Origin of the sequence: Streptococcus sp. 27098_8_99, assembly GCF_041431935.1 — a bacterium.
GTDB lineage: Bacteria > Bacillota > Bacilli > Lactobacillales > Streptococcaceae > Streptococcus > Streptococcus parasanguinis_D.
This window is the reverse complement of record NZ_JAPVYQ010000002.1, coordinates 55,958-79,357: the sequence shown is the minus strand read 5'-3', so window position 1 is coordinate 79,357 and position 23,400 is coordinate 55,958. Positions and strand designations below refer to the sequence as shown.

At 41.6% G+C, this 23,400-nt stretch carries 20 protein-coding genes, 1 tRNA gene and 1 other RNA gene; 19 read left to right on the top strand and 3 right to left on the bottom strand.

The genetic code is table 11. The features are described from left to right. Window positions 1-177: 177 nt before the first annotated feature. Window positions 178-1,146 carry an NAD(P)/FAD-dependent oxidoreductase gene (locus tag O3605_RS01755; protein WP_371585144.1) on the bottom strand — a complete coding sequence of 323 codons (969 nt, stop codon included), beginning with the start codon at window positions 1,144-1,146 and terminating at the stop codon, window positions 178-180. 180 nt (window positions 1,147-1,326) lie between these two features. Between O3605_RS01755 and rpsU the strand changes: the two genes are divergently transcribed. Next, a complete protein-coding gene (gene rpsU / locus O3605_RS01750; protein ID WP_000048054.1) occupies window positions 1,327-1,503 on the top strand; it encodes a 30S ribosomal protein S21 in 177 nt (58 codons plus the stop codon). A 98-nt stretch (window positions 1,504-1,601) separates the two neighbouring features. Here the strand turns inward: rpsU and mscL are convergent, their stop codons facing one another. Continuing rightward, a complete protein-coding gene (mscL, locus tag O3605_RS01745; protein ID WP_371473549.1) occupies window positions 1,602-1,982 on the bottom strand; it encodes a large conductance mechanosensitive channel protein MscL in 381 nt (126 codons plus the stop codon). A 209-nt stretch (window positions 1,983-2,191) separates the two neighbouring features. Between mscL and dnaG the strand changes: the two genes are divergently transcribed. The 14 genes from dnaG (at window position 2,192) to O3605_RS01675 (ending at window position 16,634) form a co-directional block, all read left to right on the top strand. Beyond that, complete coding sequence (gene dnaG / locus O3605_RS01740) at window positions 2,192-3,970, top strand: DNA primase (RefSeq protein ID WP_371585143.1); 1,779 nt, start codon at window positions 2,192-2,194, stop codon at window positions 3,968-3,970. Window positions 3,971-3,972: 2 nt separating this feature from the next. Beyond that, entirely contained in the window at window positions 3,973-5,082 is a 1,110-nt protein-coding gene (gene rpoD / locus O3605_RS01735; protein WP_003014120.1) for an RNA polymerase sigma factor RpoD, read from the top strand. A gap of 171 nt (window positions 5,083-5,253) precedes the next feature. Further along, window positions 5,254-5,583, top strand: coding sequence for a metal-sulfur cluster assembly factor (locus tag O3605_RS01730; protein WP_049486316.1), 330 nt, complete (start codon window positions 5,254-5,256; stop codon window positions 5,581-5,583). Window positions 5,584-5,754: 171 nt separating this feature from the next. Next, window positions 5,755-6,462, top strand: a complete 708-nt coding sequence (locus tag O3605_RS01725; RefSeq protein WP_024054676.1) for an ABC transporter ATP-binding protein — start codon at window positions 5,755-5,757, stop codon at window positions 6,460-6,462. A 9-nt stretch (window positions 6,463-6,471) separates the two neighbouring features. Then, window positions 6,472-7,266 carry a hypothetical protein gene (locus tag O3605_RS01720; protein WP_070505753.1) on the top strand — a complete coding sequence of 265 codons (795 nt, stop codon included), beginning with the start codon at window positions 6,472-6,474 and terminating at the stop codon, window positions 7,264-7,266. A 103-nt stretch (window positions 7,267-7,369) separates the two neighbouring features. Beyond that, window positions 7,370-7,718: a transfer-messenger RNA gene (ssrA, locus tag O3605_RS01715) on the top strand. Between the two features lie 10 nt (window positions 7,719-7,728). Further along, window positions 7,729-7,816 (top strand) — tRNA-Ser (locus O3605_RS01710). A gap of 83 nt (window positions 7,817-7,899) precedes the next feature. Then, the gene (locus tag O3605_RS01705; RefSeq protein WP_371585142.1) at window positions 7,900-11,001 is read left to right on the top strand and encodes a DNA polymerase III subunit alpha; all 3,102 of its coding nucleotides are present in this window, start codon (window positions 7,900-7,902) and stop codon (window positions 10,999-11,001) included. A gap of 84 nt (window positions 11,002-11,085) precedes the next feature. Then, a complete protein-coding gene (pfkA, locus tag O3605_RS01700; protein ID WP_371585141.1) occupies window positions 11,086-12,099 on the top strand; it encodes a 6-phosphofructokinase in 1,014 nt (337 codons plus the stop codon). Between the two features lie 66 nt (window positions 12,100-12,165). Next, window positions 12,166-13,671: a pyruvate kinase gene (gene pyk / locus O3605_RS01695; protein ID WP_061604843.1), complete on the top strand. Its 1,506-nt coding sequence runs from the start codon at window positions 12,166-12,168 to the stop codon at window positions 13,669-13,671. A gap of 181 nt (window positions 13,672-13,852) precedes the next feature. Continuing rightward, window positions 13,853-14,413, top strand: coding sequence for a signal peptidase I (gene lepB / locus O3605_RS01690; RefSeq protein ID WP_004220170.1), 561 nt, complete (start codon window positions 13,853-13,855; stop codon window positions 14,411-14,413). Between the two features lie 100 nt (window positions 14,414-14,513). Beyond that, window positions 14,514-15,155, top strand: coding sequence for an amino acid ABC transporter permease (locus O3605_RS01685; protein ID WP_061455444.1), 642 nt, complete (start codon window positions 14,514-14,516; stop codon window positions 15,153-15,155). Window positions 15,156-15,167: 12 nt separating this feature from the next. Beyond that, the gene (locus tag O3605_RS01680; protein WP_049496535.1) at window positions 15,168-15,797 is read left to right on the top strand and encodes an amino acid ABC transporter ATP-binding protein; all 630 of its coding nucleotides are present in this window, start codon (window positions 15,168-15,170) and stop codon (window positions 15,795-15,797) included. A gap of 9 nt (window positions 15,798-15,806) precedes the next feature. After that, window positions 15,807-16,634: a transporter substrate-binding domain-containing protein gene (locus O3605_RS01675; RefSeq protein WP_371585140.1), complete on the top strand. Its 828-nt coding sequence runs from the start codon at window positions 15,807-15,809 to the stop codon at window positions 16,632-16,634. A 182-nt stretch (window positions 16,635-16,816) separates the two neighbouring features. Here O3605_RS01675 and O3605_RS01670 read toward each other — a convergent pair whose 3' ends face one another. After that, on the bottom strand, window positions 16,817-18,007 hold the full coding sequence (locus tag O3605_RS01670; protein WP_150905788.1) for a cation diffusion facilitator family transporter: 1,191 nt from the start codon (window positions 18,005-18,007) through the stop codon (window positions 16,817-16,819). Between the two features lie 152 nt (window positions 18,008-18,159). Between O3605_RS01670 and pcrA the strand changes: the two genes are divergently transcribed. From pcrA to O3605_RS01650, 4 genes are all read left to right on the top strand, one after another. Then, the gene (pcrA, locus tag O3605_RS01665; RefSeq protein ID WP_371585139.1) at window positions 18,160-20,445 is read left to right on the top strand and encodes a DNA helicase PcrA; all 2,286 of its coding nucleotides are present in this window, start codon (window positions 18,160-18,162) and stop codon (window positions 20,443-20,445) included. A 368-nt stretch (window positions 20,446-20,813) separates the two neighbouring features. Next, window positions 20,814-22,088 (top strand): DUF2130 domain-containing protein, encoded by a 1,275-nt coding sequence (locus O3605_RS01660; protein ID WP_048789667.1) that lies wholly within the window; start codon window positions 20,814-20,816, stop codon window positions 22,086-22,088. A gap of 9 nt (window positions 22,089-22,097) precedes the next feature. Beyond that, entirely contained in the window at window positions 22,098-22,541 is a 444-nt protein-coding gene (locus O3605_RS01655; RefSeq protein WP_118095669.1) for a GNAT family N-acetyltransferase, read from the top strand. Window positions 22,542-22,572: 31 nt separating this feature from the next. Continuing rightward, window positions 22,573-23,373 carry an alpha/beta fold hydrolase gene (locus O3605_RS01650; protein WP_195623094.1) on the top strand — a complete coding sequence of 267 codons (801 nt, stop codon included), beginning with the start codon at window positions 22,573-22,575 and terminating at the stop codon, window positions 23,371-23,373. Window positions 23,374-23,400 lie beyond the last annotated feature (27 nt).

Here is a 23,400-nt window from a genome sequence, read left to right as displayed (position 1 = left end):
TGTCTCAAAACTCCCGAGTGCCTGAAACGTAATGTTTCAGGCACTTTTCTCACAGCGGAAAGTTTTTGTATTTTCTTGATTCATACTAAAAATAGGAACTCATTTTTACTTCTTTGCAGAATCGATTAACTTAAAATAGTTTGACTTCAATTTAAAAAAGGCCAAAGGCCTTTTTTATTATAAACTGGTTGAATGCGTTGGTTGGACTTTCTTATCTGGATAGATATAGTTGATGGCATTGTTTACGGCTGTTGGAGCTTCCCCCAGACCTGTAGCGATGAGATCAATCTTTCCTTCGTAGAAGCAGCAGTCTCCACAGGCATAAATTCCAGGAAGGCTGGTTTCTTGTTTTTGGTTCACCTTGATTTTATGGCGTTGCAATTCTACACCCCATTCTTTCAAGTTTCCGATTGAAGATTTAAAGCCATAGTTGACAAATAAGTGATCAATCGGGAGGAGTTCAGTTTCATCGGATTTAACTTTTGTGATTTCAAGGTGTGTGGCATGACCATTTTCTCCAATCAAGCGACTAGGAACAAATGGTGTTTTGATGTTGACAGAAGATTGTTTGAGTTCTTCTACACTATGTTCCAAGGCGCGGAAGTTGTCCCGACGGTGAATGATTGTAGTTGGAGCAATCTTGTCAAAAGCAAGAGCCCAGTCCACAGCAGAGTCCCCACCACCAAGGACGGTCACCTGCTGTCCTTCATATTGCTGGATGTTTGAAACATGGTAGTGGACGTTATCAAAGTCTTCAGCTCCCTCAATGTCAAGGGCACGTGGTTTAAAGGCACCGCCACCCATAGCAATGATGACTGCTTTAGACTGATGTACTTGGCGAGAAGTAGTGATAGTGAAGAGGTCACCTTCTTTTTGAATTTTTTCTACAGTTTCATTGAGGAAGATTGGTGTATCAAATCGTTTGACTTGCTCGATCAAGCGATTGCTCAATTCTTCACCAGTTAAATTAGTAAATCCAGGTACATCGAGGATATTTTTTTCTGGATAGAGAATGGCTGGTTGCCCTCCAAGTTGAGGTAAGGAATCAATCAGTTTGACTTTAACTTGGCGCATATTGCCATAAAAAGCAGCAAACAGACCAACTGGTCCGCCCCCAACAATCGTAATATCATAAATTTCTGACATGGTATCTCCTTCAGGGTTTTCTTTGTTTCCATTGTATCATAAAATAGGAGGAATGAAAAAGTCGGAAAAAAGGAAATGGAATGAAGGTTAAGAAGACTAGAAAAATTTCAAAATATCTTGACAGGATCTTTCAAGTATGATAAAATAATTAAGATTTTAGGCTTGAAGGGAGTGAAAAATATGTCAAAAACAGTAGTACGTAAGAATGAATCTCTTGACGATGCTCTTCGTCGTTTCAAACGTGCGGTTACTAAAGCTGGTACTCTTCAAGAAACACGCAAACGTGAATTCTATGAAAAACCTTCTGTAAAACGTAAACGTAAATCAGAAGCAGCTCGTAAACGTAAAAAATTCTAATTGAATACAGGAACAGACTTCGGTCTGTTTTTTGTTTCTCTTAAACAAGAAAGACAAAAAAGCCGACCTTCTACTTAGAAGATCGGATCTTTTAATGATTATTTGTTAGCAAGCAAGTCGCGGATTTCTGCAAGCAACTCTTCTTGGGTTGGAGCAGGAGCTTCTTCTTCGACAGCTTCTTCTTTTTTTCCAAAGTTTTGAGCTTTTTCAGCAGCTTTAACAACGAAGAAAAGTACTGTACCGATAACAAGGAAGTTGATCACAGCGCTCAAGAAGCTACCGTATGCAACACCGTTCCATGTCAATTCAGCAATTTTATCGACACCTGCTGCTTTCAAAGCAGGGTTCAAAATAAGTGGTGTAATGATATCGTTAACGAGTGATGTTACGATAGCTCCAAAAGCAGCTCCAATGATAACTGCGACAGCAAGATCAACAACGTTTCCACGAAGGAGGAAGGCTTTTAATTCTTTCAACATAACGTTTATATGTCCTTTCATAATAATTTTATACTAAGTTAGTATAACGGAAAAATATTTGACTGACAAGAAATATGCCTATTTTTTTTAAATTAGTGATAAAGGTTGAAAATCTTTTCTGTGTGAAATAGGTAGGAAAAAATTTACTTTTACTAATTTTTAGTATAAAATATAAAGTGATAATCTATGGTATAATGGAGGCACTGTTTATGGTTGATAAAGAGCTCATTGCAGAAATTAAAAACAGTGTAAACATTGTTGAAGTCATTGGAGAAGTTGTTTCCTTGACCAAGGCTGGCCGTAATTTTTTAGGCCTGTGTCCTTTTCATGGTGAAAAGACTCCTTCCTTTAATGTCGTTGAAGACAAACAGTTTTACCATTGTTTCGGATGTGGTCGCTCTGGAGATGTCTTTAAGTTTATTGAGGACTATCGGGGAGTTTCCTTTATGGATGCGGTCCAGATTGTAGCAGAAAAAGCTGGCATTGCGCTTCAGTACCAGGCAAGGTCAAATCAACAGGCACAGGTGAATCCCCATCAAGAACTTTATGAGATTCATCAGGAAGCTAGTAAATTTTATCAAGCCATTCTGATGACGACAAAGATGGGAGAAGAAGCGCGAAACTATCTGCATGAACGTGGTCTGACCGATGAAGTGATCCGACATTTTCAATTGGGTTTAGCACCAGCAGAAGGGAATTATCTCTATCGAAATCTCTCTGAAAAATTTTCGGAGAAAGTCATTACAGATTCGGGTTTGTTTACAATTTCAGATACTGGAACGGTTTTCGATGCCTTTCAGGATCGGATCATGTTTCCCCTAACGGATGATAGCGGACGAGTCATTGCTTTTTCAGGTAGATTATGGAAAAAAATAGATGATGGGAGTCATCACGCTAAGTATAAGAATAGTCGCAGTACACGTCTATTTAATAAAAGCTATGAACTCTATCATTTAGATCAGGCTAAGGCAAGCGCAAAAAAGCAACATGAAATGTATATCATGGAAGGCTTTATGGATGTCATTGCGGCTTATCGAGCTGGGATTGAAAATGCTGTTGCCTCCATGGGGACAGCATTGACACCTGAGCACGTCCAGCACTTGTCTCGTTTTTCAAAAAAAGTGGTTTTGACTTATGATGGGGATAAGGCAGGGCTTGAAGCGACAGCTAAGGCCTTGGATGTTCTGCAAGATCTGGAGTTGGAAATTGTCCGTATCCCTGATCAGATGGACCCAGATGAGTACCTCAAAAAAACTTCCCCAGAAGATCTAGCAGGCCTCTTGAAGAATTCTCGGATCAGTAAGGTTGAATTCTTGATGCAATACTGGAAACCCCAGTATATTGAGAATCTACAAGCGCAGATTGAGTTTGTAGAAAAGATCGCGCCTATAATCGCCCAGACGCGCTCCATTACAGCGCAAAATACCTATATTTATAAACTGGCGGATTTATTACCAGATTTTGATTATTTGCAGATTGAGCAGATTGTCAATAATAGTCGCTTGCATCAACGGCAAGAGGCTCAAAGTAGTGGACAATCAAGAACGTCGAATTTTTCAGTAGATTTATTACCCAATCGTGGGATGACGCGCTTGATCAAGGCGGAAAATCATTTGTTGAGTAGAATGAAGGATTTTCCAATGGTATTGAATGATTATCGTTTACGACCTGATTTTTCCTTTGATACACCGGAACTACAGATCTTTTACCAATTGCTCTGTCAAAATGGAGAAGTTACTTCGCAGGATTTGTCAGAGCAAGCAGAAGGGGTTCAACACGCCTGGTACCGCATGTTAGAAGAAGATTTACCGGAAGAAATAGCGGATGGTGAATTAGAAGAAGTAGAAGCAACACGCACTCGTGAGCTCCTTCGCAAAGAAAGTCAACAAATTGGAAATAAGGTGAAAGAAGCTTCCTCGACTGGGGATGCGGAAAGAGCTTTATTGGAACTCGAGCGCTTGATCGCTCAAAAAAGAAGAATGGAGTAGGAATGGCTAAAGAACAAAAAGATATTACAACATTGGACGTTCAAATTGCAGAATTTATCCGCAGTCATAAGCAAAGTGGGACTGCTACAGATGATGAAATTAATGATCAGTTGGTTATTCCTTTCACACTGGATGCAGATGGTATTGAAGATCTCCTGCAAAGAATTCAAGATGCAGGGATTTCGATCACTGATAAAGATGGCAACCCAAGTGCGCGTGTGTTGAACAATGAAGAAGAGCCAGAATTGTCAGATGAAGAATTGCTTGGAAGCAACTCTGCTAAGGTCAATGACCCAGTACGGATGTACTTGAAAGAAATTGGGGTTGTTCCTCTTTTGACCAATGAGGAAGAACAAGAATTGGCTATCTTGGTGGAACAAGGTGACTTGGAAGCCAAGCAACGTCTAGCTGAGGCTAACCTTCGTTTGGTTGTTTCCATTGCGAAACGCTACGTTGGTCGTGGGATGCAATTTTTGGACTTGATCCAAGAAGGAAACATGGGCTTGATGAAGGCGGTTGATAAGTTTGACTACACCAAAGGGTTCAAGTTCTCTACCTATGCTACTTGGTGGATCCGTCAGGCCATCACTCGTGCTATTGCAGACCAAGCGCGTACCATTCGGATTCCTGTCCATATGGTGGAAACCATCAATAAGTTGGTTCGTGAACAACGCAATCTTTTGCAAGAATTGGGACAAGATCCAACACCTGAACAAATTGCTGAACGCATGGATATGACGCCAGACAAAGTGCGCGAAATCTTGAAGATTGCCCAAGAACCCGTTTCTCTTGAAACCCCAATCGGTGAAGAGGACGATAGCCATTTGGGCGATTTTATCGAAGATGAAGTGATTGAAAATCCAGTAGACTACACTACACGTGTGGTTCTACGTGAACAATTGGATGAAGTTCTTGATACCCTGACAGACCGTGAAGAAAATGTTTTGCGTCTTCGTTTTGGTCTCGATGATGGAAAAATGCGGACTTTGGAAGATGTGGGGAAAGTCTTCAACGTGACCCGTGAACGGATCCGTCAGATCGAAGCCAAAGCCCTTCGCAAACTCCGCCACCCAAGCAGAAGCAAACCATTGCGTGACTTTATAGAGGATTAAAAAGGTCCGGGGGACCTTTTTAACCCGAGCCGAAAAATTCGGAAGCGAGGAAGGTCCGGGGGACCTTTTTAACGGTCGCCCCAAAATAAGAGAGTGGCCCAGGTCCTGCGGATCTTTTTAACTCGAGCCAAAAAATTTTATCGAAAGTAAATAGCAGAAAAAGGAAGTCATATGGCATATACAACTGAGCAAATTGAAGAAATTAAAAATAAAATCTTAAATGCTTTGGAAGAGGTAATCGATCCTGAGCTTGGGATTGATATTGTCAATTTAGGTCTTGTCTACGAGATCCATTTTGACGGTGAAACTGGAGCAACCGTCATTGATATGACCCTAACGACCATGGGGTGTCCATTAGCGGATCTTCTGACAGATCAGATTCATGATGTTTTAGCAGAAGTAGAAGAAGTGACATCAGTGGATGTGAAGTTGGTCTGGTACCCTGCTTGGACGGTTGAAAAGATGAGCCGTTATGCACGGATCGCACTTGGAATCAGTTAAACATTCTATGCATCAAAACAAATCAGAGGTTGGGGTTTCCCTAACCTCTGATTTATTTATCCCTATTTTTTTGAACAAGCATTTACAAATTCTTAGCAAATTTTCAGATAAAGTTGCAATCATCAAGGGGACAAGGTATAATAGCATAAATAGAAAATAAAGGAGATTTACATGAATCAGTATCCTTTGGTCTACTTGGACCATGTGACAAAGAATTATGGGCATGAAGTTGCTCTCATGGATGTTAGTTTGAACATCCAACCTGGCCGTATTATTGGCCTTTTGGGTCCCAATGGTAGCGGGAAAACAACCATCATTAAATTGATTAATGGTTTGTTGCAACCAAGCCTTGGAAATATCTATATTCATGGGCAATTACCATCCCCAGCTTCTAAAAAAGTGGTTTCCTATTTGCCAGATACAACTTATCTGAATGAAAATATGAAAATTATTGATGCTATTAACTATTTCCAAGATTTTTATGCAGATTTTAATGTCCAACGAGCTTACCAATTGCTCAACGATTTGCATTTGCAGCCAAATCAAAAATTGAACAGCCTTTCAAAAGGGAACAAGGAAAAAGTGCAATTGATTTTGGTGATGAGCCGTGAAGCTGACTTGTATGTTCTTGATGAACCAATCGGTGGGGTTGACCCAGCAGCGCGTGATTATATTTTGCGGACCATTATTCAAAACAGACGTCCAAACTCTTCTGTCTTGATTTCTACTCACTTGATTGCGGATATTGAGCAAGTTTTGGATGAGGCCATTTTCATCAACCAAGGAAGAATCCTCTTGCATGAAAATACGACTGTTATGCGCAATCAACACGGAAAATCAATCGATGAGATCTTCCGTGATCAATTCCGTGTTTATTAGGAGGAACCCATGTTTGGTAAATTATTAAAATACGAATTTAAGTCAACAAGTAAATGGTATCTGTTGATTACTTTGATCGCACTAGGTTTGTCAGTGATTACAGGTGTTATTGGTGGAAGTGCTACAAACGGTTTTGTGAATATGGAAACCAATAGTATGCAAATCATGACGGGGACTCTTGGGATTCTCATTTTTGGAGGAGTCATTGGTCTTTATCTTAGTAACTACTATATTATTATCCGTCGTTTTTATTCCAACTTATACGGACGTGAAGGTTACTTGACCTGGACCCTTCCAGCTAGCCCACATGCGATTATTTTGTCTAAATTTGTGGGAGCTTTAGTAGCGAGTCTTTACTGCCTATTCCTTCTATTTTTGAGTGGTTTTATCACAATTATTGTGATGGGCGCTGTCATTGGACAAGACCTCTCTCCTGTATTTGGTATTATCGCTGAGGCTTTTAGTCATTCTATTGCTTATTGGATTATCGTTTGGTGGATTTTTACCACAGCTTCAGGGATCTTCCTATTTTATGTATCGATCGCACTTGGCCAACTCTTCCAAAATCGTCGTGGATTTAAGGCTATTCTGTTTTTCTTTCTCTTGTGCATTGTTTTAAGTATCATCGGTACAGCATTCAATCCATTAAAAGATTCATATGCTGTCGGGTCTGCATTGGTTTATGGAAATATTGATGATTTTGGACCTAACTTCATCCCAGGCCTCATCTATGAAGTCATCAAAATTGTTTCTATGTACTTCACGATTCACTATATCAGCAAGTACAAGTTGAATCTTCAATAATAACAGTAAATTGAGCAAGAAGCTTCCCAGTGGAAGCCTTCTTGTTCAATTTTTTTCTTTTGCATTTTTGGCTACATTTTGATATACTAATTGTATTCGTTTTGGGGTCGTTACGGATTCGACAGGCATTATGAGGCATATTTTGCAACTCATCTAGCGGATGTAAAACGCCAGTTAAATATAACTGCAAAAAATAATAATTCTTACGCTTTAGCTGCCTAAACACCAGCAGGCGTGACCCGATTCGAATCGCTCGTGTTTGATGACAGGTCTTAATTTTAGCGAGATACGATCTAGCTTTGTCTAGGAGTTAGATAAGAGATTGATAGACTCGCAGGTACAGGGCTTGAGTTATGTGTCGTGTAGCTGTTAAAATAAAACATAACCTATGGTTGTAGACAAATATGCTGGCAGGTGTTTGGACGTGGGTTCGACTCCCACCGGCTCCATATTTTTATTCATGGAAGATTACTCAAGAGGCTTAAGAGGCCGTGTTGGAAACGCGGTAGGCGTGTAAAAGCGTGCGTGGGTTCGAATCCCATGTCTTCCGTTGTTGAGACATCATTGTGTAGCAGTGGTGTTTTTTTGTACAAAAAAGAGTCCCAAAAATAGACAAGTGAGGGAGGAGAAAAAGTGATTGCACAGCTAGATACCAAAACAGTCTATACCTTTATGGAAAGCCTTGTGAGCATAAAAGACTATGTCCAAGTGGCTAAAAGCATGGGTTATGGCGCATTGGGAATCATGGATGTAGATAATTTGTATGGTGCTTATGAATTTATCGAAGCCTGTCAGGCCCACAAGCTCAGTCCCTTGGTCGGTTTAGAAATTGAACTAGAAGTAGACAATGAAACAATTCCGTTTCGGATGATGGCCTTGTCAACGAAGGGCTACCAGAATCTGATGAAGATGTCGACCGTCAAAATGATGGGGAAAAATAATTGGGAAGATGTGAAACACCTAACAGAAGGAGTAGCAGTCATTGTCCCAGCGCCTTTTGCTAGTGGAGACTTGCCACTTGGTCTAGATTACTTCATCGGAGTTTTTGTGGATACGCCGGTCCAAGAGTTTAGCCACCCTGTGCTCCCTCTTCATACTGTGCGTTTCTTTGAGGTGGAAGATGTGGAAGCCATGCAGATGCTGGCAGCCATCAAGGACAATCAAAGCTTGACAGAAACAGGGTCAATTGATCCTACAACAGTCCTAAAAACTCCTCAGAATTTAAAGAATGATTTTGCAGAGCGATTTCCTCAAGCCATCACAAATCTGGAAAAACTAGTCCAAGGGATTCAATATGATATTGACACCCAGTTGAAATTGCCTCGCTTCAATCCCCAGAAACCAGCTGTTGAGGAACTGAGAGAATTAGCTCAAGCGGGTCTCCTTCGAAAGAACTTGACCAGTCCGGTCTATCAAGAACGTCTGGAGCATGAATTAGACATTATTCACCAGATGGGCTTTGATGATTATTTCTTAATTGTCTGGGACCTTCTTCGTTTCGGACGGAGTCAAGGCTATTATATGGGAATGGGACGTGGGTCTGCTGTAGGCTCACTGGTAGCCTATTCCCTAGGGATTACAGGGATTGATCCTGTGGAGAAGAACCTCCTCTTTGAGCGCTTTTTAAATGTGGAGCGCTACACCATGCCGGATATTGATATTGATATTCCTGATATCTATCGTCCAGAATTTATCCGCTATGTGCGAGACCGTTACGGGAGTTACCATGCAGCTCAGATCGTGACCTTTTCAACATTTGGAGCCAAACAAGCCATTCGAGATGTCTTCAAACGTTTTGGGGTCCCAGAGTATGAATTGACCTCCATTACCAAGCGGATTGGCTTTAGGGATACACTGACGACTGCTTATGAACAGAATCTAGCTTTTCGACAAGTGATTCATAGCCGAGCAGAATTTGAGCGTGGCTTTGAAATTGCCAAAAGAATAGAAGGCCAACCAAGACAGACATCGATCCACGCAGCTGGGGTTGTGATGAGTGACCAGGATTTGACGGATCACATTCCTCTCAAGTATGGAGAAGACATGTTTGTCACCCAGTATGATGCCCATGCGGTTGAAGCCAATGGTCTGTTGAAGATGGACTTTTTGGGTCTGCGAAATTTAACCTTCGTTCAGAAAATGAAGGAAGCGGTCTATGAAAAGTACCAAGAAGAGATCGTGATTGAAGCCATTGATTTAGAAGATCCAGAAACCTTGGCCTTGTTTGCTGCTGGGGATACCAAGGGGATTTTCCAATTTGAACAGGCTGGAGCCATTCGCCTCTTGAGACGTGTGAGACCCAATCATTTCGAAGAAGTGGTAGCGACCACCTCTCTCAATCGTCCAGGAGCTAGTGATTACATTGATAATTTCGTCAAAAGAAAGCACGGCCAGGAAAAAGTTGACATTCTGGATCCAGCTATCGAAGAAATCTTAAGGCCCACTTATGGGATCATGCTCTATCAAGAGCAGGTCATGCAGGTTGCCCAGCGTTTTGCAGGCTTTAGCCTGGGGAAAGCCGATATTTTACGTCGGGCTATGGGCAAAAAAAATGCAGCTGAAATGCATCAGATGGAAGACGATTTTGTCTCAGGTGCTCTTAAACTTGGTCATACGGAAGAAAAAGCCAAAGAAGTCTTTGCAATCATGGAAAAATTCGCAGGATATGGGTTTAACCGTTCCCATGCCTATGCCTATTCTGCCTTGGCTTTTCAGATGGCCTATTTCAAGGTCCATTATCCAGATGTTTTCTTTGATGTCATGCTCAATTATTCGAGCAGCGATTATCTGGCAGATGCTCTTCAGTTTGATTTTAAAGTCGCGCCATTATCCATCAACACCATCCCTTACAGAGATAAGTTCCAGGATCGAAAAATCTACTTGGGAATGAAAAATATCAAGGGACTCCCGAGAGATTTAGCGTATTGGATCATTGACAATCGTCCCTTTGAAAGTGTCGAAGATTTCATTTTACGACTCCCCAATCAGTATCATAAATTACCTCTGTTAACACCTTTAGTGGAGCTTGGATTGTTTGATATTTTTGAAAAAAATAGGCGCAAGGTGCTTCACAATTTGCCGAATTTGTTTGTATTTGCTGATGAGCTAGGTAGTTTATTTGCAGATTCTAACTATTCCTGGACAGAAGCGGAGGACTTTAGCCAGGCTGAAAAATATGAGAAGGAAGAGGCCATTATTGGCGTCGGGCTCAGTACTCACCCATTGGTTGCGATTGGGCAAACGAGTCCCTACGAGATCCAACCAATTTCTCAACTCATACAAGGAGAGCAGGCACGCATTCTCATTGAGGTACAAAACATCAGAACCATTCGAACCAAGTCGGGTGATCTCATGGCTTTCTTACAAGTCAGTGATACCAAGAAAAAATTGGATGTGACCCTTTTCCCTGAAACCTACAATCGATTTTCCTCCTTGATAAAAGAAGGTGGCTTTTATTACTTGACAGGGAAGATACAAGAGCGTGATGGGCGCTTGCAGATGATTCTAGCAGAGGCGCAACTAGCGACCAATGAGAAATTCTGGATTCAACTGGCTAACCATAAAGATGATAAAATGATTCTTTCTATTTTAAAAAAATATCCAGGGCCATATCCTGTGGTATTACGCTATGAAGACGAGAAAAAAACTCTTCAATTGAAAGGCTATACAGTCCAGAAAAACAAAGAATTAGAGGATGAACTAAAGAATCTCGTTATGAAAACGATTTATCGGTGAAAAGTGCGAAAAATACGAGAATTTTAGTCTTCTTTGTGTTATAATTACGTAGAATGTAAAAGAAAAAAAGGAGCAAACAACGAAATGAAACGTATTGCTGTTTTAACTAGTGGTGGAGATGCCCCTGGTATGAATGCTGCCATCCGTGCAGTTGTTCGTCAAGCAATTTCAGAAGGAATGGAAGTTTTCGGTATCTATGATGGATATGCGGGAATGGTTGCTGGTAAAATTCAGCCCCTTGATAGATCATCTGTTGGAGATATTATTTCCCGTGGTGGTACTTTCCTTCATTCAGCACGTTACCCTGAATTCGCACAACGCGAAGGTCAATTAAAAGGGATCGAGCAATTGAAGAAACACGGGATCGAAGGTGTTGTCGTTATTGGTGGAGATGGTTCTTACCATGGTGCGATGCGCTTGACTGAACTTGGATTCCCAGCTGTTGGTCTTCCTGGTACGATCGACAACGATATTGTCGGAACTGATTTTACAATTGGTTTTGATACTGCAGTCACAACTGCAATGGACGCGATCGATAAGATCCGTGATACTTCATCTAGTCACCACCGTACTTTCGTTATCGAAGTGATGGGACGTAACGCTGGAGATATCGCTCTTTGGGCAGGGATTGCATCTGGTGCAGATGAAATCATCATCCCTGAAGAAGGATTCAAGATCGAAGATGTTGTTGAGAGCATCAAAGAAGGTTACGCAAAAGGTCGTACCCACAACATCATTATCTTGGCTGAAGGCGTGATGTCTGCAGATGAATTTGGTAAAGCGTTGAAAGAAGCTGGTGATGAAAGTGACCTTCGTGTGACTGAGCTTGGCCACATCCAACGTGGTGGTTCACCTACTGCGCGTGACCGTGTTCTTGCTTCACGTATGGGAGCACATGCAGTTAAATTGTTGAAACAAGGAATCGGTGGTGTAGCCGTTGGTATCCGTAATGAAAAAATGGTTGAAAACCCAATCCTTGGTAAAGCAGAAGAAGGAGCCCTCTTTAGCTTGACAGAAGATGGTAAGATTGTGGTAAACAATCCACATAAAGCTGATCTTGGTCTTGCCGAGTTGAACCGTAGCTTGTCTTCAATCTAATTTTATTTCATAAATTCGTTAACCTTGTCTTAAAAAGACAGATATATATAAAAGGAGTCGTATATCATGAACAAACGTGTTAAAATCGTTGCAACTTTAGGTCCTGCGGTCGAAATCCGTGGTGGTAAGAAATTTGGCGAAGATGGATACTGGGGCGAAAAACTTGACGTTGAAGCTTCAGCTCAAAATATCGCGAAATTGATCGAAGCTGGTGCAAATGTTTTCCGTTTCAACTTCTCACATGGTGACCATGCTGAACAAGGTGAACGTATGGCCACTGTTAAACGTGCAGAAGAAATCGCTGGTAAAAAAGTTGGTTACCTTCTTGATACAAAAGGTCCTGAAATTCGTACTGAATTGTTCGAGGGTGAAGCAAAAGAATATTCTTACAAAACTGGTGAAACGATTCGTGTTGCGACAAAACAAGGAATTAAATCAACTCGTGATGTGATTGCGTTGAACGTTGCCGGAGCTCTTGACATCTTTGATGATGTTGAAGTGGGTCACCAAGTATTGGTAGACGATGGTAAATTGGGTCTTCGCGTTATCGAAAAAGATGCTGCTAAACGTGAATTTGTTGTTAAAGTTGAAAACGATGGTATCATCGCAAAACAAAAAGGTGTAAACATTCCTAATACGAAAATTCCTTTCCCAGCTCTTGCTGATCGCGATAATGATGATATCCGTTTCGGTTTGAAACAAGGTATCAACTTCATCGCTATCTCATTTGTACGTACTGCAAAAGACGTTCAAGAAGTTCGTGCAATCTGTGAAGAAACTGGGAACAGCCATGTTCAATTGTTTGCGAAGATCGAAAACCAACAAGGTATCGAAAACTTGGATGAAATCATTGAAGTAACTGATGGTATCATGATCGCTCGTGGTGACATGGGTATTGAAGTACCATTCGAAATGGTTCCAGTTTATCAAAAGATGATCACTTCTAAAGTAAACGCTGCTGGTAAAGTTGTTATCACTGCAACAAACATGCTTGAAACAATGACTGAAAAACCACGTGCAACTCGTTCTGAAGTATCTGACGTCTTCAACGCCGTTATCGATGGTACTGATGCTACAATGCTTTCTGGTGAATCTGCAAATGGTAAATACCCAGTTGAATCTGTAGCTACTATGGCGAAAATCGATATGAACGCTCAAACTCTTCTTAACGAATACGGACGTTTGAATTCAGATTCATTTGAACGTAACTCTAAGACAGAAGTTATGGCGTCAGCTGTTAAAGATGCTACAAACTCAATGGATATCAAATTGGTCGTTACTCTTACTAAGACTGGTCACACTGCACGTTTGATTTCTAAATACCGTCCAAATGCTGATATCTTGGCCTTGACATTTGATGAATTGACTGAACGTGGATTGATGTTGAACTGGGGTGTTATCCCAATGTTGACAGATGCTCCATCATCAACTGACGATATGTTCGAAATCGCAGAACGTAAAGCGGTAGAAGCAGGTCTTGTACAATCTGGTGACGATATCGTTATCGTTGCAGGTGTACCACTTGGTGAGGCAGTTCGTACAAACACAATGCGTATCCGTACAGTACGCTAGTAGACAATTATATCTTAAAGCCTTGCTGGTTGGTCCGAAAGGATTGACCGCGAGGTTTTTCTTTATACTAACGGCTTTTTCTCTAGATGTGACTATTGATAAGAATCACTTCCAAAGATTTCTTTCTCTTTTTTTAAGACAGAAAACATGGTATAATAAATAAAAAGGAAGGGAGACATTCATGCCAAGGAGAGATTTAATTAGAAATGTCATCATTGTCGCTGTACTGGTTTTAGCACTGATCTTATTACGAATCTTTGTATTTCATCCATTTAGTATCAATGATAAGATGGCCAATGCTTCTGTGAAAAATGGAGATCTTGTGGTAGCGACTAGAAATGCTCAGGTAGATCGCAGTGATCTGGTCTTATACAAGGTCGGTGGAAAAGAATACCTTGGACGTGTCATTGCCAAAGAAAACGATGAAGTCAGCTACGTAGATGACGTCCTCTATTTGAATGGACAGGCAACACCAGAACCTTACCTAAATAAAATGCTGAATAAACACTTAGCGGCTCCAACGAGTAATGGGTATTATACGGATGATTTCTTTTTATCAGAGTTAAAAGGGACCAAGGCTGGTCGTGTACCATCGGATACTTATCTGGTCTTAAATGATAACCGTGGGGATACAGAAGATAGTCGTGAGTTTGGTTATATCCATAAAAATCAGATCGAAGGAGTCGTGAATCTGCGTCTCTATCCTCTTAATAAATTTGGATTTATAAAAGTAGAAGAATAGCCGAAAGGCTATTTTTTTTTATAAATATCAAAATAAACTAGTTTTTTTTCCATTTTTGTGATAAGATGTTCATTAAATAATTTTTTAGGAGGAGAATGCTATGCAGTATGCTTTGGAAATTTTACCAAGTTTGTTAAAGGGAGCAAGCCTCACCTTGCAAGTGTTTGCTTTCGTATTGATTTTATCGATTCCATTAGGAATCGTTGTTGCCTTTTTGCTTCAATTGCGCTCAAAGATTCTGCATGGACTCCTAACGATTTATATCTGGATCATGCGAGGGACCCCTCTTTTGCTCCAGTTGATCTTTATTTATTACGTCCTTCCAAGTATTGGGATTCGGATTGACCGGTTGCCTGCGGCTATTACAGCCTTCACCCTTAATTATGCAGCCTATTTTGCGGAAATCTTTCGTGGAGGAATTGTCGCAATTCCGACAGGGCAGTATGAGGCGGCCAAGGTCTTAAAATTGAGTTCTTGGCAAACGATTCGATATATTATTTTACCTCAGGTGGTAAAGATTGTTCTTCCAAGCGTCTTCAATGAAGTCATGTCCTTGATTAAAGACACCTCTTTGGTCTATGCTTTGGGAATTAGTGATTTGATCCTGGCTAGTCGGACGGCAGCCAATCGTGATGCCAGTCTAGCACCCATGTTTTTAGCGGGAGCTATTTATTTAATCCTCATTGGGATCGTGACCATCATTGCCAAGCGGGTTGAAAAGAAGTTTTCATATTATAAATAGGAGGAGAAGCATATGTTAGAATTAAAACAAATTTCGAAACGTTTTGGGGATAAGCAGATCTTATCAGATTTCAATCTTCTCGTTCCTGAAAAACAAATCGTTGCCATTGTTGGACCTTCTGGAGGAGGAAAGACTACCTTGCTTCGTATGCTAGCTGGTCTTGAAACCATTGATTCTGGTCAGATCGTCTATAATGGTGAAAATTTGCCTCTAGATGCCTTAGAAAAACGAAATCTTCTCGGTTTTGTCTTCCAGGACTTTCAATTATTTCCACACTTATCGGTCATGGAAAACCTGATCTTGTCCCCTATCAAGACCATGAATGTTACTAAGGAAGAAGCGAGTAAAAAAGCCATGAGCTTACTGGAGCGTTTGGGACTCGAACAACATGCGGATGCTTATCCATTCTCTCTATCTGGTGGTCAGAAGCAACGGGTGGCATTGGCTCGTGCTATGATGATCGATCCAGAAATTATTGGCTATGATGAACCAACTTCGGCCTTGGATCCAGAATTGCGATTAGAAGTTGAGAAGTTAATCTTGCAAAACCGGGAACTGGGGATGACTCAGATCGTTGTTACCCATGATATTCCATTTGCAGAAGGAATTGCGGATGTTCTTCTCAAGGTTGAGCCTAAATAGGAGGAGACTATGAAACGAGTAATACCATGGTTGCTAGGTGTCCTTAGTCTCGTCTTTCTGACAGCCTGTGGGCAGACTGTGAGTGATCCTAAAGTGGACAACTGGCAAAAATACCAAAAAGAGCAGTCCATCACGATTGGTTTTGATAATACTTTCGTTCCTATGGGCTTTGAACAAAAAGATGGAACCTATGCGGGTTTTGATATTGATTTGGCCAATCAAGTCTTTGAATCTTATGGGATTCATGTGAACTGGCAACCCATTGATTGGGACATGAAAGAAACGGAACAAAAAAATGGGACCATTGATGCCATCTGGAATGGCTATTCGGCTACAGATGAACGTCGGGAAAGTGTTGCTTTTACAAAGCCCTATATGAAAAACGAGCAAGTCTTGGTCACAAAGAAAGCATCTGGGATCCAATCAGTCGATGGGATGAAAGAGAAACGATTAGGTGCCCAGACCGGATCGTCTGGCTATATGGATTTTGAAGCCAATCCTAAAATCTTAAAAAATAAGGTCAAAAATCAAAAGGCTACCCAATATCAGAGTTTTAACGAGGCACTGATCGATCTCCAGAACGATCGGATCAATGGCCTCTTAATCGACCGTGTCTATGCCAACTATTATCTACAAACAGAAGGAATTTTAAAAGACTACAATGTCTTTCCTGTCGGTTTTGAGACAGAATCCTTTGCAGTAGGGGTGCGCAAGGCGGATAAAACCTTGAAGAAAAAAATTGATGAAGCTTTCGTAAAACTCTATCAAAAGGGCCAATTCCAAAAGATCTCTAAGAAGTGGTTCGGAACGGATGTAGCAACAGATGACATCAAGTAAAAAAAGAGAGTGGGACAGAAATCGGTAATTCGTTAGAATTCGATTTCGTCGTCCCACCTCCGCACAGTTGAGTAGGGCTGTAAAAGCTGATGAAATCAGCGTAGTAGAGCCCACTCAACCACTGCGTCTTGCTCGACAATCCAAAAATAATTGAGAGGCTAGGACTTTTGTCCCAGCCTCTTTTAGTCTGTTTTATTAGTAATTTGATGGAAAATCTTTTGCCAAGTTTCGTGGCGACGCCAGAGACTGGTATGGATTTGACCGTCTAGTTCATAGCGTATGAGTTTGGTTTTTTGGCTGATGGACTCCAGTTCAAAGTTTTGGAATTGAACTTGGTCGCTTGCGAGAGCCTCTATTAATTCTGCCTTGTTGTGTTCGTGACCGGTATCGTCAATCAAGGTATAATTGTCCGCTAGCAATGTATCAAACTCTTGCTTAGCATAGAGGCGTTTTTCGTAGGTTAAGAGTTTCTTTTCAACGTTTTCGATCAACTCATCCTCAGGAATTGAGCTAGGTTCTACATGGACATCAATGTCAAAGACTCCAAATTCTTCTTTCAGGAGATCCTCGACTTCTTCTGTGATCGCATGGCTTTCATAGACGGAAAGATCGGGATTCATCTCCAAGACAACGTCCAGATAGATATTGCTTCCGTAGGTCCGTCCGCGTTGGTATTTCACACGCGCAATCTTAGGGAGTTTTAAAATAGCTTTTTCGTAATCTTCGAGGAGACTATCGTCAAAGCCATCTGAAAGACTAAAGGAAGATTCCATAAAGATATCGTAGGCTGTTTTGAGGATAAAGAAGGTGATGATGATGGCTACGATTTTATCGACAATTGGATAGTTAAAAGCACTAGCAGCGATCGCGATCGACGTTCCAAGAGATGTGACGACGTCTGAAAGATTGTCTTTTGCGGCTGCTTTTAAGGCTTTAGATTTGGCTCGTTTGGCTAAGCGAAGATTGTAGAAATAAACGCCTAGCATAACAAGGGCTGAAACCACTCCGACACCAGCGCCAAGTGGATCAATGCTAACTGTTTCATTGCTGAAGATCTTTTGGAGGGTATCGCGTAAGACATCAAAACCGACATAAAACATAATGATGGAGGTGACTAGACTAGCTAGATCCTCAATTTTCCAGTGACCAAACTTGTGATCACGGTCAGCAGGTTGGCGAGCGAGACGAATCCCAATGAGCAGGGCAGCATTGCTGATAATATCTGATAAGTTGTTAAATCCATCGGCTACCAAACTAGAGGAGTGAAGCAGATGGCCAGTAGCTAATTTTGCTGAAGAAAGTAGTAAATAGGCTAAAATACTGATGATGGCACCACGTTCGGCCAGTTTTAAGTTACTGTATGGTTTTTCCAAAATTTCCTCCTACAACCTCGGATATGAACCTGTTTTCTTTAAGCTACTATTATATCGTTTTTGGAAGGGAAATTCAAATGAGTCCTTTTTTAAAAGAAGCTAGGCCGGTTTTTGTGGTATAATAGAACGATTGAATGAATGAGGAGTATGAGATGAATCCTTTATTGAATGGTATGAATGATCGCCAAGCAGAGGCGGTCCAAACGACAGAAGGTCCTCTCTTGATCATGGCGGGGGCTGGTTCTGGTAAGACACGTGTCTTGACCCACCGCATCGCTTACTTGATTGATGAAAAGATGGTCAATCCTTGGAATATTTTGGCCATTACCTTTACCAATAAAGCCGCTCGGGAGATGAAGGACCGGGCTTATCAGTTGAATCCAGCCACCCAAGATTGCTTGATTGCCACCTTCCACTCCATGTGTGTGCGTATTCTCCGTCGAGATGCGGATCATATTGGCTACAATCGCAATTTTACCATTGTCGATCCAGGTGAGCAACGGACCTTGATGAAGCGGATCTTGAAGTCCTTGAATTTGGATCCTAAGAAATGGAATGAACGGACCATCTTGGGGACCATTTCCAATGCCAAAAATGACCTGATTGATGAAGTGGCCTATGCTGCCCAGGCTGGAGATATGTATACTCAGATCGTCGCCAAGTGCTATGAGGCTTACCAAAAGGAACTCCGTCAGTCGGAAGCAGTGGACTTTGATGATTTGATCATGCTGACCTTGCGTCTTTTTGATCAGCATCCTGATGTGCTGACCTATTACCAGCAGAAGTTCCAATATATCCATGTGGATGAGTACCAAGATACCAACCATGCCCAATACCAGTTGGTCAAACTCTTAGCTTCACGCTTTAAGAATATCTGTGTCGTTGGGGATGCTGACCAGTCTATCTATGGCTGGCGGGGAGCAGATATGCAGAATATCCTGGACTTTGAAAAGGACTATCCTGATGCCAAGGTCGTTTTGTTAGAGGAAAATTATCGTTCCACTAAAACTATCCTGCAAGCAGCCAATGATGTCATCAAAAACAATAAAAATCGTCGTCCTAAGAATCTTTGGACCCAAAATGCTGACGGGGAAGAGATTGTCTATTATCGGGCCAATGACGAGCAGGATGAAGCGGTCTTTGTTGCCAAAACCATTGAAGAGCTGAGTCGCGAAGCGGGTTACAAGCACCGTGATTTTGCTGTTCTCTACCGAACAAATGCCCAGTCACGGACCATTGAAGAAGCCTTGCTCAAGTCCAACATTCCCTACACTATGGTAGGGGGCACCAAGTTCTACAGCCGGAAGGAAATTCGGGATGTCATTGCTTATCTGAACTTGATTGCTAACCTCAGTGACAATATCAGTTTTGAGCGCATTATCAATGAACCTAAGCGGGGAATCGGGCCAGGTACAGTGGATAAGATTCGCGATTTTGCCCAAATGCAAGAGACTTCGCTCCTGGATGCTTCGGCCAATATCATGCTCTCAGGCATCAAAGGAAAGGCAGCCCAGGCTATCTGGGACTTTGCCAATCTCATTCTTGATTTGAGAGAAAGATTGGACCAGCTGACCATTACAGAGTTGGTCGAAGAAGTCCTTGACAAGACGGGTTATATGACAGCCTTAACCAATCAGGGGAATTTGGAAAGTCAGGCCCGCATCGAGAATATCCAAGAGTTCCTGTCTGTTACCAAGAATTTTGATGAAAACGGGGAAACCGTCGAAGACGAAACAGGTGTGGAAACCTTGAGTCGTTTCTTGAATGATTTGGCTTTGATTGCCGATACAGACGATGGAGCGCAAGAGACCTCAGAAGTGACCTTGATGACTCTTCATGCAGCTAAGGGATTGGAGTTTCCAGTCGTCTTCTTGATTGGAATGGAAGAAAATGTTTTTCCTCTTAGTCGAGCGGCAGAGGATCCAGATGAGTTGGAAGAAGAGCGTCGCTTGGCTTATGTAGGGATCACGCGGGCAGAGAAGGTTCTCTTCTTGACCAATGCCAATTCACGTTTGCTCTTTGGACGGACCAGCTACAACCGTCCGACGCGTTTTATCAATGAAATTAGCTCGGATTTATTGACCTACCAGGGCTTGGCCCGTCCAGTCAACACTAGCTTTAAGGCTTCTTATAGCAATGGAGGCGGAACGACCTTTGAAAAAGGCATGAGCCTGTCGCAAGCCCTTCAAGAGCGCAAGAGACAAGCAGCCCCAAGTGCTCTCACGTCATCAAGTCTCCCCTTTGGCAATAGCAACCGAGCGGGTGCCAAAGAAAGTGTCGCTTGGACCATTGGCGACATTGCCATTCACAAGAAGTGGGGCGAAGGGACTGTCCTAGAGGTCTCTGGTAGTGGCAGTACCCAAGAGCTCAAGATCAACTTCCCAGAAGTGGGTCTCAAGAAACTCTTAGCCAGTGTCGCTCCGATTGAAAAGAAATAAGTGGAGACCAGTAAGCTAAGTCCACTGTTTCAGATTATAAATAAGCAACATCTTTTCAGAAATCTAAAATTATTACTGAATGAGACTATTGAAAAAAATATTTTGGAACTAGTGCAAAATAGATTGAGACCTTTCGCCGTGAGGAAAGCATCAGAAACGCATTAGTTTCTGGTGCTCGGTAGATTTGAGACGTAAGACTCAAATCTAAGGTATGGAATCCCAAAGGGAGTCGCTACCGTCCATCCTCACCTAAGGAAAGTCTCTATAGAGAAATGAATATTCAGTTGAAACCAGCAAGCTTAGCTTGCTGGTTTTGATTTTCCAAGTGGCATGATATAATATACTAAGAATAGAGAAAGAGGCATGCTATGAACGAAATCAAGTGCCCCAACTGTGGGGAAGTCTTTACAGTCAATGAAAGTCAATACAGCGAACTCTTGTCACAGGTACGGACAGCAGAGTTTGACAAGGAAATTCATGAGCGAATTCGGCAAGAGTTGGCTTTGGCTGAGCAAAAGGCCCTTAATGAGCAACAAGAGAAGTTAGCCAAGAAGGATCAAGAAATTGCCCAGTTACAAAACCAGATTCAACAGTTTGATACTGAAAAAGAATTGGCTAAAAAAGAGGTGGAGCAAACCGCTAGCCAAAGCTTGCTAGAGAAAGAAAAAGAAGTGCAAGCGCTGGAAAATCAATTGGCCACCTTGCGCTTGGAGCATGAGAACCAACTGCAAAAGACGCTTTCTAATTTGGAGAAGGAGCGTGATCAGGTACAAAACCAATTGCTCCTTCAAGAGAAGGAAAATGAACTGTCCCTAGCTTCTGTTAAACAAAATTATGAAGCCCAGCTAAAGGCGGCCAATGAACAGGTCGAGTTCTACAAGAATTTCAAGGCCCAACAATCTACAAAAGCTATCGGTGAAAGTCTGGAGCAGTATGCGGAAAGTGAATTCAACAAGGTTCGCAGTTTTGCCTTCCCAAATGCCTATTTTGAAAAGGACAACAAGGTCTCTGCACGTGGGTCTAAAGGTGACTTTATCTTCCGCGAGTGTGATGAAAATGGAGTGGAGATTATCTCCATCATGTTTGAGATGAAGAATGAAGCCGACGGGACCGAGAAGAAGCATAAGAATGCGGATTTCTACAAGGAATTGGACAAGGACCGTCGAGAAAAGAACTGTGAATATGCGGTTTTGGTGACCATGCTTGAGGCAGATAATGACTACTTCAACACAGGGATTGTCGATGTTAGCCACGAGTATGAGAAGATGTATGTGGTGCGTCCTCAGTTCTTTATCCAGATCATTGGGCTCCTGCGTAATGCGGCCCTCAATTCCCTCAAATACAAGCAGGAATTGGCGCTTGTTCGTGAACAAAATATCGACATCACCCACTTTGAAGAAGACCTGGATGCTTTCAAAGTTGCCTTTGCTAAGAACTACAACTCAGCTTCCGTCAACTTCGGTAAGGCCATCGATGAAATTGACAAGGCTATTAAACGGATGGAAGAAGTTAAGAAGTTCTTGACTACATCAGAAAATCAACTTCGTCTTGCTAACAACAAGTTGGATGATGTTTCCGTTAAAAAATTGACACGGAAAAATCCAACCATGAAGGCTAAGTTTGATGCCTTGAAGGAAGAATAGGAGAATCCTATGCAGATACGAAAAGCAACCATGAAAGATGCTGAAGCCCTACTGTCTCTATACGAAGACTTGGGCTATCCAACGACCGCTTCTAAGCTGTCTCGACGTTTAGAAATGATTCTTTCTCAGCCGCATTATGGCTGTCTTTTAGCTGAAAGAAACGGAGAAATTTTAGGTTTCTTAGGTTATGCAAAGCTCTTCTTTTTTGAAGCAGATGGATCTTACTATCGTATTTTAGCTTTGTCAGTTGCAAAAGAAACAAGACGACAAGGAATTGCTAGTAGGCTAATCGATGAATTGAAAAAACAAGCGGTAAAAGAAGGAGTTGAGGCACTGGCTCTAAATAGTGGATTAACCGCTGAACGAAATGCTGCACATCAGTTTTATCAGGCAGTTGGATTTGAAAAAGTGACTGCTGGCTTTGCCTTGCATTTAAAAACTCAACCTAAATAAATCATGAAAAAATAGTAGAGGGAACGAAGTAATGTCTTCAACAAAAGTGAAAACCTTATATTTTAACGAAAAGAGCAAGGACTATGTAACATTTGGTAAAGGTAAACAGCCATTAGTGATCATACCAGGCTTGGGGGATGGGTTACAGACCGTTAAAGGAAAGGCACAACTCTTTTCTCTCTCGTATCGTCTACTTGCTAAGCGATATAAGATCTATGTTTTTTCTCGAATCAATGAGTTGAGACAGGGCTATACGACGCGGGATATGGCAGCAGATGTAGCAGAAGCAATGGAGACACTAAACCTAGATACCGCTTATGTTATGGGGATTTCACAAGGTGGAATGATTGCCCAATGGTTGGTGGCGGATTTCCCTGAAAAGGTTCAAAAGCTCATTTTAGCCGTGACCACTGCAAAACCTAGTCAACTTGCTAGAGAACGAATTGAGCATTGGCAAAAACTTAGTCAATCTGGAAATTTTAAGCATCTCATGCTGGATATTGCAAAGCATTCCTATACGCAAAAGAGTTATCAAAAGTGGCGGTTGCTTTATAATATTATGGGTTGCTTGGGACGAATCAAAGATGAGAAACGAATTGCCATTCAGTCTCAGTCTTGCCTTACTCATGATAGCCTTGAGGTCTTAAAAGAAATTCAATGTCCGACTTTGGTTCTTGGTGCGCTTGAAGATGATGTGATTGGTGTGGACGGATCTAAGGAACTAGCAAAAGCGATTTCGAGCTGTCAGCTCCTTATTCTTAAGCATTCTGGGCATGCTCTTTATGAAGAAAATAAAGCATTTCAAGAGGCCGTCTGTGAATTCTTAAACTAAAAAACGCTGGAATATTTTCCAGCTTTT